The 14,311-nt window shown below is 62.0% G+C and carries 8 protein-coding genes; 6 read left to right on the top strand and 2 right to left on the bottom strand.

Features of this window, described 5'->3' with window-relative positions; translation table 11 throughout:
• Positions 1-17 precede the first annotated feature (17 nt).
• The 3 genes from JIN81_RS08555 to hpf all read left to right on the top strand — a co-directional run bounded on the left by JIN81_RS08555 (position 18) and on the right by hpf (position 1,879).
• Positions 18-398 carry a hypothetical protein gene (locus tag JIN81_RS08555; RefSeq protein WP_200278515.1) on the top strand — a complete coding sequence of 127 codons (381 nt, stop codon included), beginning with the start codon at positions 18-20 and terminating at the stop codon, positions 396-398.
• Positions 399-472: 74 nt separating this feature from the next.
• Positions 473-1,111 (top strand): HAD hydrolase-like protein, encoded by a 639-nt coding sequence (locus JIN81_RS08550; protein WP_200278514.1) that lies wholly within the window; start codon positions 473-475, stop codon positions 1,109-1,111.
• 174 nt (positions 1,112-1,285) lie between these two features.
• Positions 1,286-1,879 (top strand): ribosome hibernation-promoting factor, HPF/YfiA family, encoded by a 594-nt coding sequence (hpf, locus tag JIN81_RS08545; RefSeq protein ID WP_200278513.1) that lies wholly within the window; start codon positions 1,286-1,288, stop codon positions 1,877-1,879.
• 80 nt (positions 1,880-1,959) lie between these two features.
• Here the strand turns inward: hpf and JIN81_RS08540 are convergent, their stop codons facing one another.
• Complete coding sequence (locus JIN81_RS08540; protein ID WP_200278512.1) at positions 1,960-4,953, bottom strand: UvrD-helicase domain-containing protein; 2,994 nt, start codon at positions 4,951-4,953, stop codon at positions 1,960-1,962.
• Positions 4,950-7,631, bottom strand: a complete 2,682-nt coding sequence (locus tag JIN81_RS08535) for a PD-(D/E)XK nuclease family protein (RefSeq protein ID WP_325100864.1) — start codon at positions 7,629-7,631, stop codon at positions 4,950-4,952. The genes JIN81_RS08540 and JIN81_RS08535 overlap by 4 nt, the downstream gene beginning before the upstream one ends.
• A 557-nt stretch (positions 7,632-8,188) precedes the next feature.
• On the opposite strand from JIN81_RS08535, the gene JIN81_RS08530 reads away from it, so the two are divergent.
• The 3 genes from JIN81_RS08530 (at position 8,189) to JIN81_RS08520 (ending at position 14,231) form a co-directional block, all read left to right on the top strand.
• Positions 8,189-10,981 (top strand): PSD1 and planctomycete cytochrome C domain-containing protein, encoded by a 2,793-nt coding sequence (locus JIN81_RS08530; RefSeq protein WP_200278510.1) that lies wholly within the window; start codon positions 8,189-8,191, stop codon positions 10,979-10,981.
• 113 nt (positions 10,982-11,094) lie between these two features.
• Entirely contained in the window at positions 11,095-13,842 is a 2,748-nt protein-coding gene (gene glnD, locus JIN81_RS08525; protein WP_200278509.1) for a [protein-PII] uridylyltransferase, read from the top strand.
• A gap of 44 nt (positions 13,843-13,886) precedes the next feature.
• Complete coding sequence (locus JIN81_RS08520) at positions 13,887-14,231, top strand: hypothetical protein (RefSeq protein WP_234044599.1); 345 nt, start codon at positions 13,887-13,889, stop codon at positions 14,229-14,231.
• Positions 14,232-14,311 lie beyond the last annotated feature (80 nt).

Raw genomic sequence — 14,311 nt, 5'->3', positions numbered from 1 at the left:
TCACACCCCTGTCGTCCATGAATCACGAGCAAGACCCCATCGATCAGGATCCCGTCTGGGACCTCCTGCGCCAAACGCCCCGCAAAGAGGCGAGCCCTCGATTTGTCGATGACGTCGTCCGTGCTGCGCGCCTCTCCGGGCAGGAAAAACCCTGGTGGAAGCGTTTCGCACTGCCTCTCTCGCTCGGTGGCCTGACCACCGCCGCCACGGCTGCCATCGTCGCCATGGCCATCATGAAGCAGCCCACTGGCGTGACTTCGCCCGAAGTCGTCGTCACTCCCGCTGCCGAATCCCTCGAAGTCCTCGACGATATCGTGCGCTCCGAGGCCCTGCTGGTCGCCGCCGAGTATCCCTCGGAGTTTTCTGACGCGGAATTGGTCAGCTTGATCGTCTACTGAGACCGTCGCCGATCTCCGGGAAGAACGACACCCTCCGGGTTGGACCTCACCGTCCGGCTCGGCAATTCTTCCGCGTGCACCTCATCTTCGACCTCGACGGCACGCTCGTCGATTCACTCGCCGGCATCGCCTCCGCTCTGAACCGCGCCCTCGAATCCTTGGGCCTGCCCACCCATCCCGAGTCCGCGGTCACCACCTTCATCGGCAAGGGCTCCCTCGAACTCGCACGCCAGGCCATGCCGAGCGGCTCACCCGACCCACTCGCTCACGAATTGGACGCCGCATTCCAGCGCGAGTATGCCGATCAGTGGAAGGCCGGAAGCCACCTCTACCCGGGCATCGACACCCTGATCCACAGCCTCCACCTCGACGGACACCAGCTCGCCATCCTTTCCAACAAACCCGACGCCTTCACTCGCGAAATCGTCGACCACTTCTTCCCTGGAGACATCTTCACCCAAGTCCTCGGGAAGTCCGAGCGCTTCGCACGCAAGCCAGCCCCGGATGCCGCCTGCTTTCTCCTCGATCAGTGGGAGATCCCCCCCTCCGACGCCCGCTTCATCGGCGACTCCGACGTCGATCGTCAGACCGCAGAAAATGCACACATCCCCTTCATCGGAGTCGCCTGGGGCTACCACTCCGCCACCGGTCTTGGCGACACGGTCGCGGAGAACTCGGACCAGCTGGGCCAGCTGCTGAGGGGCTCCGCCTAGCAGTCGTCCCCACGATGTGAATACCCTCGCCGGCTCCATCCCTTGCCGCATCAATGATGCCGCATTTTTATCAAGAAGAGCATGGCACACTTCCCGATCTTGGTTCAGATTACGTAGTGGATAGAGCGGATAAAACCGATCATCCAATCACCATAACCAATAAGGAGAAATACGATGCAAACCGAAAACGTGAACCTGCCCATCACCGTGACTGTCCGTCACGAAGCCGTGACCGACTCATTGCGCGATTACGCCCAGAAGAAGATCGAAGGGCTGCACCTTGACTACCCACGCATCATCGAAGCCAAGGCCATCCTCGACGTTCAGAAGAACCGCCACATCGCGGAAGTTCTTCTCTTTTGCGCGAACCACATCGTCATCGAAGCACACACGGAAGGGCCGGACATGTATGCCGCCATCGACGAGACCATCAGCAAGATCGCCCGTCGCATGCGCAAGCAGAAGACCCGCCTCCTCAAGAAGAAGCGGCCGCATCGCAACGAGTCGATCCGCTATTTCGACGAAAGCTACTTCGACGAAACCGCGCTCGATCACCCCGAGGAGTCCGAGCAGGACCCCGAGCCATTCATCGTCCACAACGACCGCTTCCAACTGCGCACCATGTACAAGGAAGACGCCGTCATGGAACTCGAACTCACCGACCGTCCGTTCGTTCTCTACAAGAGTGCCCGGCGTGATTGCCTGACCATCCTCTATCGCCGGAAGGACGGCGAATACGCAGCGGTCAACATCGACCAACCGGAGTAATCCAACACTCCACGAATCTCACAAAGCCGGGGCCTCACCGCCCCGGCTTTTTCGTGTCTGCTTGCCTGTAGAATACCGACCTAACAATCAATCCATGTCGCAAGCTTGGTGGACAGTATCCGACACGAGATTTCATGATCAGGATACAGCTTCTGCATGACCCGCCGATACGCCGCCATCTGCCCCCGGTAGCGCTCGACGAGCACCTCCGCGGAGTCCACGGCATCGGTCTTGAAATCGATGATCTCGACGCGTCCCTCACCCACCACGAGGCGATCGACAATGCCACTCAGCCATTTCCCCTGATCGATCACTTCGACGGATTGCTCCCGATACAGCTGCAAATCCCCCCCGGCGCGCTCGAATCCCTGTCGGATGTCCGGAACCTCCAGTAGTTCCTTCACCAACTGGCCCGCCTCCGTATCCGGGAGCCCCGGCGTCGCTTCGTCGACCCAACCGACCTGCTCGAAGACTTCATGCACTTCGCTGCCGAATTTCTTGCCCGTCGGTGAATCAACCACCTCCCCCTTGGCTTCCGCCTTCGCCCCGCTGGGCGTGGATCGCCCGCGCATCGGCAGGGCTGCGCCAAGCGCCACATTCTCGCTCTCCTCAGTCACCACGCGGTCCTTGACCTCATTCAACCAGCCGGCATCGCCCGAGCCGAAGACCTCACCTTCCCCATCCGCACCCACAGCGCGTCGAACGAGATTTGCCGGAGACGCCCAGCCATCGTCACGCGATTTCTTATCCTCGGGCAGGAGCACATACAGCCCCCGCTTGGCGCGGGTCAGGGCGACGTAAAGCACACACATCGCTTCATAGCGTTGTTCCTCTTCCCACTTCGACTCCTCCGCCGCGAGCACCGGGTAGGCCTCCCGCACCCAGGAAGCAGGATTCTGAAGCACCCAGTTCGGTCCCCGCGAAATCTGGAACCGCCCACCATTCGGCACCTGGGCATCATCGATCTCCGGCAGGATCACCACGTCGAAACCAAGCCCCTTGGACTTGTGGACGGTCATGACCTGCACCGCTGCAGAGCCGGGACTCTGCGGGATTTCCAAATCGGTGATCCAGCGCAAGGCATCGCGCGCACTGCCGCCACCACCGCCATCGAAGGCTGCCAGCGCACCGATGACATCGCCGGCACGACGACGACCAAACTCCGAGATTTCCTCCCAGACCGGTTCAAGCAGCGACTCGACCATCGTGGCGAAACCTTCGGCTCCCGCTTGGGCAAGGAGCTGTTCCCACGCCTTGAGGGCGATGCCTTCGAAGCGCTGCTCGAGCACCGCTTCGAGGGGAGACATGGCCAGAACCTTGCGGGCGAAATCGTTCGATGGGTCCGCCAGCCACGCGATCAACTGATGGATGGCAACACCCACCGGGTGATCCGAGGTCGGCTTGCGCGAACCTTCTTCGATCACATCAAAACCTTCGGCACGCAGCAATTCAGCCAAGGAGGTCAGCTGAGCATTGGTGCGCACCAACACCCCACAGCTCAGGTCCTTCTTTCCGATGCCCAACTCGTGAAGCAGCTCCACCACTCGCCCGTAGCGTTCTTCGGACTTGCCGGCCACCACCTCGACCCGGGACTCCCCGGTGACGCCCTTCTTCGCCGCCACGTGCTCCTGCCACGGCCATCGGGTCGCCAAGCTGTCGCCAAAGAGTTCACCGATGGAATGCTTGTCGCCGCAAACCTGGTTCACCAGATCGAGCACCGCGTCGCACGACCGCCATGAGTCCGGCATGGAATCGACTTCGAGCTGACCCGCGTAGTGTTCCTTGATCTCATCAAAGAGCGCCACATCACCACCTCGCCAGCCGTAGATCGCCTGCTTCGTGTCACCGACGATGAAGACCGACTTGTCGAAGTCAGAGAAGGCTTCATTGAGAAGGGGTTCCATCCCACGCCACTCGGCGCGGCTGGTGTCCTGGAACTCATCGAGCAACCAGTGATCATAGCGGGCATCGAGCCGAAAATCGACTGCCTCCCGGCGAAGACGTTTTTCCTCATCCTTGACCCAGTCGCCCATCAGCAACTTCACGTCGTCAAAGCCAAGCATCCCCTTGCGGCGCAGCCTCCGCTCACATTCGTCGTCGAATCGCCGCACCAGATCGACCACGGCCTTCGTCCTCTCCACAGCGGCCGACATTTCACAGCCGCGGAGCAGGTCCAGCATGTTGCGGAAGACATCTTCGGCAACCGGGCCCGGTGTGAATTCCTTGTAGTGCTTGAGCACCATCGACCCACCGCCCAGCGACCACTCGCACACACCCTCAAACATCTTGCCCGCCTTGCCCAGCGAACCACTGCCAATGGTGTGGAATTCAAAGGCATCGATCAACTTCTCATAGGCCTTGTCCTGGCCTTTCCGGGTCCATTCGATCCCTCCCACGGTCTTGCGAAGGGATTGGGCGAACCCGCGCTTCTTCTCCTCCCACTCTTCCACCGCGGGAAGCGCCCCAAAAACCTCGTCCATGCCATCCAACTTCAGACCGCTCTTCCAGAGCCCCTGCCACTGCTTGAAAAAGTCCGACAGCAGATCCGCCACGCGGCGTTCCTCGCGACCCATCGTCGCCCGTTTGAAGGCATGGAGAAACTCTTCCGCCTCCCCACCCTCCAAGGCATCGACCAACAGACCGGAAAGGATGTCACTCACTGCAGCCTCAAGTTTCGGTCCCTGAACGAGATCGAACTTCCCCCCCGTCAGACCCAACTCATACTGGAATCCCCGTACAATCCGGGCGAAGAAGCCGTCCATCGTCCCCAATTGGAATCGAGGCAAGGCACGGACGATCTTCTGCAGCGTCGCCTCGACATCAATCGTTCGACGCAGGTCCTTGAACAACTGGTCCCGGTCCTTCGGGTCAGTCGATGCTTCCGCCAGCTTCGAAAGGACTGAATCCGCAAACTCCCCCGCTGCCTTGCGGGTGAAAGTCAGCGCAACAATGCGCTCCGGATCCACCTCCTCGGCCCCCACCTTGCCGATCACCCGGTTGCCCAGTTGATAGGTTTTCCCCGATCCCGCCGAAGCGAGAATCATCAGGTTCCTGCTCAGAATATCCTTTTTCATTTCACCCCTCCTTTCGCCAACAGCTCACCGAGTGGACGCCCCACGCCCAGCACTTCGAAATCATCGTAGAGAACCTTTTCCGCCGGCGGATCGAACACGCCCGCCTTCACCTGGCCGATGACCCAGCGCGCACACGCCACGGCCGATTCCTCGTCATCGGCGGAGAATCCGTTCCACAAGGACAGGCCGACCTGATTCTCCGAGGCACCGAGGACGAAGTATCCCGCCTCGGTCACGTCATCGATGGCCCACGAGTAGAGGGGCACCTGAAGATTCGTCCAGCGGGTCGGTTTGCCTTTGGCATTGGCGACCTGCACCTCGTCGACACCTTCCAGATGAGCCGGCAAGCGGGTGCTCGCCGTCACCGTCAGCCGGTGACTCTTCTCGACATCCTTCAGTTCATTGAAGGTCTTGTAGTCCACCACTCGTTTGCGACCGTCTTCATGCACATCGATGCGATCCACCGTGCCGACCACCGTGACTCCATCCATCTCGCGCTCAAATTTCTCCTCGGCCGCAATCACCCGCCAACCACTGGCGCGCTCGCAGGCCTGCTTGAGGGCAAACCACGTGAGCCGTTGCCTCAAACCTTCGATCTGAATGCGCACCGCCAGCGGAACCTCGCTTCCAAAGCGCTCGGCGACCACCCGATCCAGATCCTCCAACAGCCACTTCTCCAGTGCCTCCGACTTCGAATAATCACGGGCTTCCTCATCATTGGCCCAATTCTCCAACACCTTGTGACAGATGTTGCCGAAATCGCGCGCGTTCCATTCGACCCGCTCGGGTTCCCCTTCATACATGCGAACCACATGCTTCAGATAGAAGCGTACCGGACATGCCAGGTAGTCCGAGAAGGCGGTGACACTGAGCCGGCCAGGAGGTTCCACGACCGGCACTTGCCATTTCCAGTCCGGGGTCCAACTCATCCCGGCATCCGGCGGTTCCACCTCCGCGAAGAGCGTCTTCACCCGTTCGGGAAGCTTCTCGGCCGGAGCTGCCAACAACAATCTCGACGGCAACAGGGCATCACCATCGGCACTCGACTTGGCCAGGAGCAAATCCACCCGTCCCGCCGATCGGGAGCAAGTGATCGCGCTGAACACATAGGCATCGCGAGCTGCGCGGCGGGCATCGGTGGTCAGACCCAGCAATTGCCGAACTCCATCGGATAGCCAGGCGTCGCTACCGGCCGTCGAGGGCACCCGACCTTCGTTCAAACCACACACGACGAGGTGGCCCCCGGGCTCATGAAGCAACTCCAACCACCCTTGCACATCGACCGCCCGCCCCTCCGGAGCTTCCTTCGTTGGATCGGTCAACTCGCTCATCAGCAGATCCAGCCAGAAGACCGAATCCCGCTTGGTCCGCGACATCGCCCCTTCCATGTCGCTCAGCCACGTCCCGACCTCCTGCCAGGCGCCCTCGCGGTCGACCCGCCCAAGCAGGTCCGACATGGCGGGGCCAAAGGGACGACGCAGGAAGAGGCTCCGCGAGGTCTCCAACTTCTCCAACACCTCGGCCGCTTGCTCTAGGGATTCCCGGTCTCGTTCGCTCAACGCAGCGGCACGCACGATGTCCTCACGATCGCGGACCAACCAGCGGTCCCGCGCCTTCGACAGCGCAGTCACCCGCTGAGCACGCATGCCACCCGCGATCCCGACCGTCCCCGGATGACCGAGCAGGTCGATGGCCTGACCCACCGCCGGCTTGGAAATCCAGCCCCTCCACGCCGACAACCATGCCCGCGCCGGAGAGACCCCGGCTCCCGCCGGATTGTGCACGATCCATCCCTGCCGACCGAAGGCCCGCACCAATTCGTCCGCGGTTTCGTCGTCGGCCGAGCCAAGCGCCAACTCGGACGACTCGGTTTGCTCCCGAGCCACCCGTTCGACCGCCATCTCAGCCTGCTGCCGCGGATCGGCCGCCAGGCACACGTCGCCTTTCATCGGCCACGGAAGCTCACGCTCGGACCAGGCATCCGGGATCGGACGGCCGAAATGATCCAAGCCCTCTACCTCGCTTTCGGGCGCACCCACCAGCACCGTGCAATCGGCCCCTTCCAAACGTCGAACCACCGCCTCCGGTAAATCCGGAACCCCTGCCAGCACGATCCTTCCCTCGACCGGCTCCTGCAGCAGACTCATCAAAAGACGAGAGCGCCCGGCCATCTTCCAGTCGGAGAGCAGGCTCTCCTTCAGCCGCCATAACTCAGCAAGTTCCTGCCACCGCTCTGCCTCGATCGAGCTCTCCAGTCGTCGTGCCGCCCCTTCCAGCGTCACCGCCGCCTCCTGCATCGCCCGTTCCAAATCCATCAAGGACCGCGCCAGCGGCAGCGCCCACCCGGTAGCTTCATCCTTTCCGGGCTCGATCGGAAAAACCGTCTCAAATCGCGACCAATCCCCCACTCCCTCCAGCACCTCCACCCAAGCAAGCACCTCCGCCGAAGGTGGAGCCGCCTGCGAATCTGCCGAGACACAGCTCTCCGTGCGCAGGAAATACCCCGGCGTCTCGACCTTCGGAGCCAGGCATCCACCGCGCTCCGCCAGACCTTCCCGCAAACGCCGGCCGGCCTGAGCGGTCGGCACCACCACCGTCATGCCCGGCAACTCCTCCCGACGTTCCCAAAGCCACTCCAGCACCCGCTCCAAAAGCGGCTCGTCCCACCCCAAAAACACACGTCCATCCATCACCCCCATTCCTGCCCCGCCGGCTGATTCGGCGAAAGCAAAAGCTCACAAAAGTTCACTCGCCCCACGGATGTCCGAGGTCCCGTCGAGCGAAGCGAGACTTTGCAGTGCGGTGGCCTGACACCGCTTTGGGAGCAGCCCAGCCGCGTCGAATCGAGAAGACCGATGTCGACCCGTTTAAAGGAACTCGCGCGACTGGAAGTTCTTCAAAAACAGAGTCGGGAATGCAACGTGGCATGACCGTCTCGGTCACGAATCCGAGCAGGACTGGAGAATGCTGGGGACGCAAAGCGGTGTCAGACCACCGCACTCCAAAGCAGGCTACGCCTTTATCCTGCACGGCGCCCACGCACTCCTCAGATTTCACGCTCCTTTCGCGGTTGCAAGGGTTCTCCATTCCTCCCCGCCCGCTGATCCCGCGAAAGCAAAAGCTCACCTGCCCCACGGATGCCCCACGGGCCAGGCGACCCGTCCGGACCGACACCCCCAGCAGCAACTTCGCATCGAATGAAACACCCTTCCGGTCCGTCACGTAACCACACTTCATGACCTTTTCCTTGAGGATCAGCTTGATTCTGGCAGCGACACTACCGGCCACGGCAGATACCTTCCTCCCTGCCCGCGTGGTTTTGGAAACTCACTGCCTGTCCTGCCACCACCCCGGCAAGACGAAGGGCGACCTGCTCCTCACCACGAAGCAGGAAATGATCACCGGAGGGGACTCCGGCACGTCGCTGGTTCCCGGTGACCCGGCAAAGTCGCTGCTGATCGAGCGCGTGTGCCTCGAGGAAGACCACGACGACCTGATGCCTCCCAAGGGCGGCCCCCTCGACCCGGAACAGATCGACGCCCTCAAGGCGTGGGTCTCAGCCGGTGCCCCATGGCCGGAAGGCATCACGATGTCACCGCGACCCAAAACCGCCCTGCCGGAGTGGAACGCCCCGATCGATCCGTCCATCGACCGCATCGAGGCCTACCCGAAGCAAGTCACCCTCGAGACCGCGGCCGACTTTCACCGCGTGATCGTCATCGCGCACTTCAAGGACGCCGCCACCCATGACGTGACCCGACAAGCCAAAGTCACCCTGACCGACCCCTCGCTCGCCTCACTCAGCGACACCACCCTGCGCCCGCTGAAGGATGGCACCACCACCCTGAAAATCGAATACCGCGGACTCACCACCGAAATCCCGGTCACCGTCAAGGACGCGACCAAGGCTCGCCCCATTTCTTTCCAGCTCGATGTCATGCCGGTGCTGACCTCATCGGGTTGCAACACCGGCTCCTGCCACGGATCGGCGCGAGGACAGGATGGATTCCACCTCACCCTCTACGGTTTCGACCCCGAAGGTGACCACTTCCGGCTGACGCGGGAAATGGCGGGCCGACGCATCAATCTCGCCCTGCCCGAGACCTCGCTGCTACTCACGAAGTCGGTCGGCGACGTCCCCCACACCGGCGGCAAACTCTTCGACAAGGACAGCGCCAACTACGACACCCTGCTCAAATGGATCCAGGCAGGTGCCAAATACGACGAGGGAGAAATCCCCGAGCCCACCGGCATCACCATCGAGCCGCCCCAACTGGTGATGAAAGGCCCCGACCTCGAGATCCCGCTCACCGTCCGCGCCACCTATTCGGACGGCACCGATCGCGATGTCTCCACGCTTTCCTCCTACTCCACCTCAAACGACAACTCGGCGCCCATCGGCGAGTTGAGCGGCGTGGCGGAATCCAAGCACCGCGGCGAAGCCTTCCTGCTCGCCCGTTTCCACACCTTCACCGAGGGCTCGCAGGCCATCGTCATCCCCGAAGACCTGCCCTACACCCGCCCCCAGCTCGAGGCCTTCAACTACATCGACGAACACGTCCACGAAAAGCTCCACAAACTCCGCATCATCCCGTCCGACGTCTGCACCGACGAAATCTTCGTCCGGCGTCTCTTCATCGACGTGATAGGCCGCCTGCCAAGCGTGGATGAACGCGCGGCCTTCCTCGCCGACACCCGGCCCGACAAGCGCGCCCATTTGATCGACGACCTGATCGGCCGCAAGGAATTCACCGAAATGTGGGTCATGAAGTGGGCCGAACTGCTGCAGATTCGCACCTTCAATCAGGGCCAGAACCAGGTGTCCTACAAGGCGGCACTCGGATACTACGGGTGGCTTCGCGACCGCATCGCCTCCAACACCCCGTTCAACGAGATCGCGCGGGAACTGCTCTCCTCCGAAGGCGGCACCTTCGATTCACCCGCGACCAACTTCTTCCAGATCGAGTCCGACGTCCTCAAACTGACCGAGAACGTCGCCCAGGTCTTCATGGGGACCCGGATTCAGTGCGCCCAGTGCCACAACCACCCCTTCGACCGCTGGACGATGGACGACTACTACGGCTTCGCCTCGTTCTTCGCCCAGGTGAAACGCAAACGCGCCGAGGATCCCCGGGAACGGATCATCTTCGACGGCGGCGGCGAGGTCCAGCACCCCGTCACCAAGCAGAACGCCAAGCCACGGTTCCTCGGGACTCCGACCCCCGACGAACTCCCGAAGGACAAGTCGCGCCGTGAAGCCATGGCCGACTGGCTCGCCTCACCGGAGAACCCGTGGTTCGCCCGCAACGTCGCCAACATCACCTGGGCCCACTTCCTCGGCGTCGGCATCACCAACCCCGTCGACGACGTCCGGATCTCCAACCCTCCTTCGAATCCGGCCCTCCTCGATGCACTTGCCAAGCACTTCATCGAATCCAACTACGACATTCGCAGTATCGTTCGCGACATCTGCAACTCGCGCACCTACCAACTCGCGACCAAGATCAACGAAACCAATGCGACGGATGAAACGAACTTCTCCCACGCGCTGATCCGCCGGATGCGCGCCGAGATCCTGCTCGACTCCATTTCCCAAGCCACCGAAACCCCGAACAAGTTCAAGGGCCTGCCACTCGGCGCATCGGCGGTCCAGATCGCCGACGGCAACACCTCGTCCTACTTCCTCACCACCTTCGGCCGTGCCACCCGTGCCACCGTGTGCTCATGCGAGGTCAAGATGGAGCCGAACCTGTCCCAGGCCCTCCACCTGCTCAACGGGGACGCGACCCACAACCGCATCAAGCGCAGCACCATCATCAGCTCACGGCTCGAGAAGAAGATGCCCCCGATGGAGATTGTCAACCACCTCTACCTGCGGACCCTCGGACGCGAACCAACCGAAAACGAGCGCGGCCAATTGGAGAAATTCATCAAGGAAGCCGGCGACGAACCGAAGGAAGTCCGCGCGATCCTCGACGACATCTTCTGGGCCATCCTGAATTCCAAGGAGTTCATCTTCAACCACTGAACCCGCCCCCCGGCCCGTCTCAGCACTGAAAATCCGACTCCGCTGCTCACCCCGGCCATCTCGCCGCATTCATCGGTCGACAAGCAGGCGGCATCCATGGACATTTCCCCCGGATGTCCGCCCACCTCAAGACGCTCGCCGCCCACGCCAAGAAAGCCCTCAAGCCCGCCAGCCAGGGTCACCTTTCGCAGGCTGAACGCATCGCCCTCTACAAGCGGTTCCTGAAGATCGAGGAACACCGCATCAAACTGCGCCATGGAGCCGGTGGCGGCGGTCTCGAGATCGCGAAGGCACGGGCCGAACTCCTCGACGTCGTCCTTCGTGCCGTCTTCAAGACCGCCCTCGCCAAGCGCAAGGGGAAGGCGCCGGCCGCCATGACGCTGATGGCCATCGGTGGCTATGGACGCGGCACGCTCAATCCAGGATCCGACATCGACCTCCTGTTCCTCGTCCCCCGGGCTTCCAACAATCTGCCGAAGGATCTGGAAGCCGTGGTGCAGGAAGTCCTCTACCTCCTCTGGGACGTCGGCTTCAAGGTCGGCCACTCGTGCCGGTCGATCACCGAGTGCGTGCAGCAGGCGAAGTCCGACCAACAGAACAAGACCGCCATGATGGATGGTCGCCGGATCACCGGAGACCGCACCCTGTTTTCCACCTGGCGGAAGCGCTTCGAAAAGGAAGCCGTCGCGAAGAAGCAGGAAGCCTTCTTCGATCTGCGCCGCCGCGACCTCCGCGGAAGGCACAAGAAATACTCGAAGACCGTCTTCCTTCAGGAGCCCAACGTGAAGGAAGGATGCGGAGGCATGCGCGACTACCACAACATCCTCTGGGTCGCCCACGCCAAGCGGGGCATCCGCGACCTGAAGAAGCTGGTCGACGCCCGCCTCCTGACCCGCACCGCCCACCGCGAGATCTTGGAAGCCTACGACTTCCTCCACCGCGTCCGCAACGAACTCCACTACCAGGCCGGCCGTGGATCCGACCAACTCACACTCCGCCTCCAGGGCGTGGTCGCCACCAACTTCCGCTATCCGCAGCGCTCCATCCTCCGTCGCACGGAGGCCTTCATGCGCGACTACTACACCCACACGCGCCACCTCTACCAGCACACCAACTCGCTGATGGAGATCTTTGAGATCGAGGAGGAGGAAAGCCGCGATCAGGGGCTCGTCTCCTTCCTCACCCTGCGCAGACAGAAGCAAGAGAGCTTCGATGGCTTCATCGCCCGGGATGGACGCATCTACGCCGAGAACAACGACGTCTTCAAAGGGGACCCGCATCAACTCATGCGGATGTTCCAACACACCCAACGCCGGAATCTCAGGCTCAGCCCGCCCATGCGGAAACTGGTGAAGGCCCATTGGGAGGACATCGACCGGGCATTCCGCTACTCGAAGGTGAACCGCGATCTCTTCGAAGCCATGCTCAGCCGCAAGGGCGAAGTGGCCGAAGTCCTGCGCCGCATGCACCGGGTCGGATTCCTCGGCCGATACCTCCCCGAGTTCGGCGCGCTCGACTGCCTCGTGCAGCATGAATTCTTCCACCGCTACACCGCGGACGAACACACCCTGCGCTTCGTTGAGCACATCGACGCCCTCGTCGACAACCCGGATCCCTCCGTAGCCCTGTTCCGCGACCTGCTGCTGAACATCAAGGACCCCTATCCGCTCTACCTCGCGATCATCCTGCACGATACCGGCCGGTCCGAAAACGTCCGCGAACACATCGACGGCTCCGCCATGCTCGCCCAGCGCCTCTGCAACCGCCTGCAGGTCCGGGGAACCCGACGCCGGATGATCATGTTCCTCGTCGATCACCACCTGACCTTCTGGCGCTACGCGACGACCAAGAACATCGACGACCCCGAAGTGATCGCCGAATTTGCCGAGCTGATGAAGACGCCGGAGCGGCTCGATGCCCTCATGCTCTTCACCTACGCGGACTCGAATGCCACCTCCCCCGACTCGTGGACGAGTTGGAAGGAAACCCTCCACCGCCAACTGCACCGGGCCGCCCGCCAGTACCTGACCCAGGGTCGCGAGAAGTTCGAAGCCTCCGTCCTTTCCGAAAAGGATGAGCTGAAGGAAAAGACCCACAAGAAGCTGGGCGAATCCTACGCTCAGGAAATCGAAGAACACTTCGAGCGGATGCCCGCGAGCTACTTCCGATTCCGGGATCCGAACAGCATCCCTCGACACATCAAGACGATCCGGCAATTCTTCGAACGCGAAGCGAAGTCGAACGGCGCCTTCGAATGTGCAGGACTTGCCACGGACCTCACGGACCAGGGATACACCGAGCTGGTCATCGCCTCGCGCGACCGCCCGCTTTTCCTCGAGAAGGTCTGCTGCGCCATTGCCGCCCAAGGCATCAACATCCTCTCCGCCGATTTCCACACACGGACCGACGGAGTCGTGGTCGACATCTTCCGCGTCTGCACCACCGACTTCCAGCCGGTGACGGATCCAAAGCTGCGCGAACGCTTCCTCAAGACCCTCTACGAGCTCGGGAACATGGATGGCTATGACCCCTCCGCCTACCTCAAGCCGAAGAAGAACCTGCTGCGCCCGAGGGAGCAACAAGGCATCGACTTCCCCGTGCGTGCCACCATCTCCAACGACATCCTGCCGAACTGCACCACCGTCGAGATCCAGGCGATCGACCGGATCGGACTGCTGCACGACCTGCTCCACTCGATCAACAAGGCAGGACTCGATACCGTCCACGCCCGCATCTGCACCGAGAAGGGGGCCGCCATGGACACCCTCTACGTCACTCTTCCCGGAGGCGGACAGGCCACGGACGGGGGACAACTCCACTACCTCTACACCCAGCTTGAGGAGGCATTGGAACGGCGCTGAACCCACCTACGACGATGAGACGACTGATATTTACCGCCGGCATCATGACCACCGTTCTCGGTTTTGCCGCCGAATCGAAGTTGGGAGACCCGGCCTTGTTCCAGGGTGCCATCACGCTCGGAGGCGCATGGATCATTTGCGGGTTCTTCACCGGCAGCAAACAGTGGTACTGGCACGGGCTCATTGCAGCCGGAGTGCTCGCCCTCCTCGGAGCCGCACGCTGCGCTCCCGCCGTACTCGCGCTCGGCAAACCGGACGCTCCGGCCGCCCCCTATCAGGCAGCTGCTCTGGTCATCGCCTTCGTCGTTCTTGTCAGCACCGTCCGCACACTGCGCGCTGAGCGAGCACGCCGACAACTCGAGGAACTCCAGAAGGAAGACGAGGACTAGAGCCATCGCTTGGGGCCAAGACTCCTCGCACGGGAGGGCGACAGCGATCCTCAGGAACCCCGAATTGGATGGGTTTCATG

The organism is Haloferula rosea (genome assembly GCF_016595525.1).
In the GTDB taxonomy this organism is placed as follows: Bacteria; Verrucomicrobiota; Verrucomicrobiia; order Verrucomicrobiales; family Akkermansiaceae; genus Haloferula; species Haloferula rosea.
This window is presented reverse-complemented; position numbering and strand designations above follow the sequence as displayed.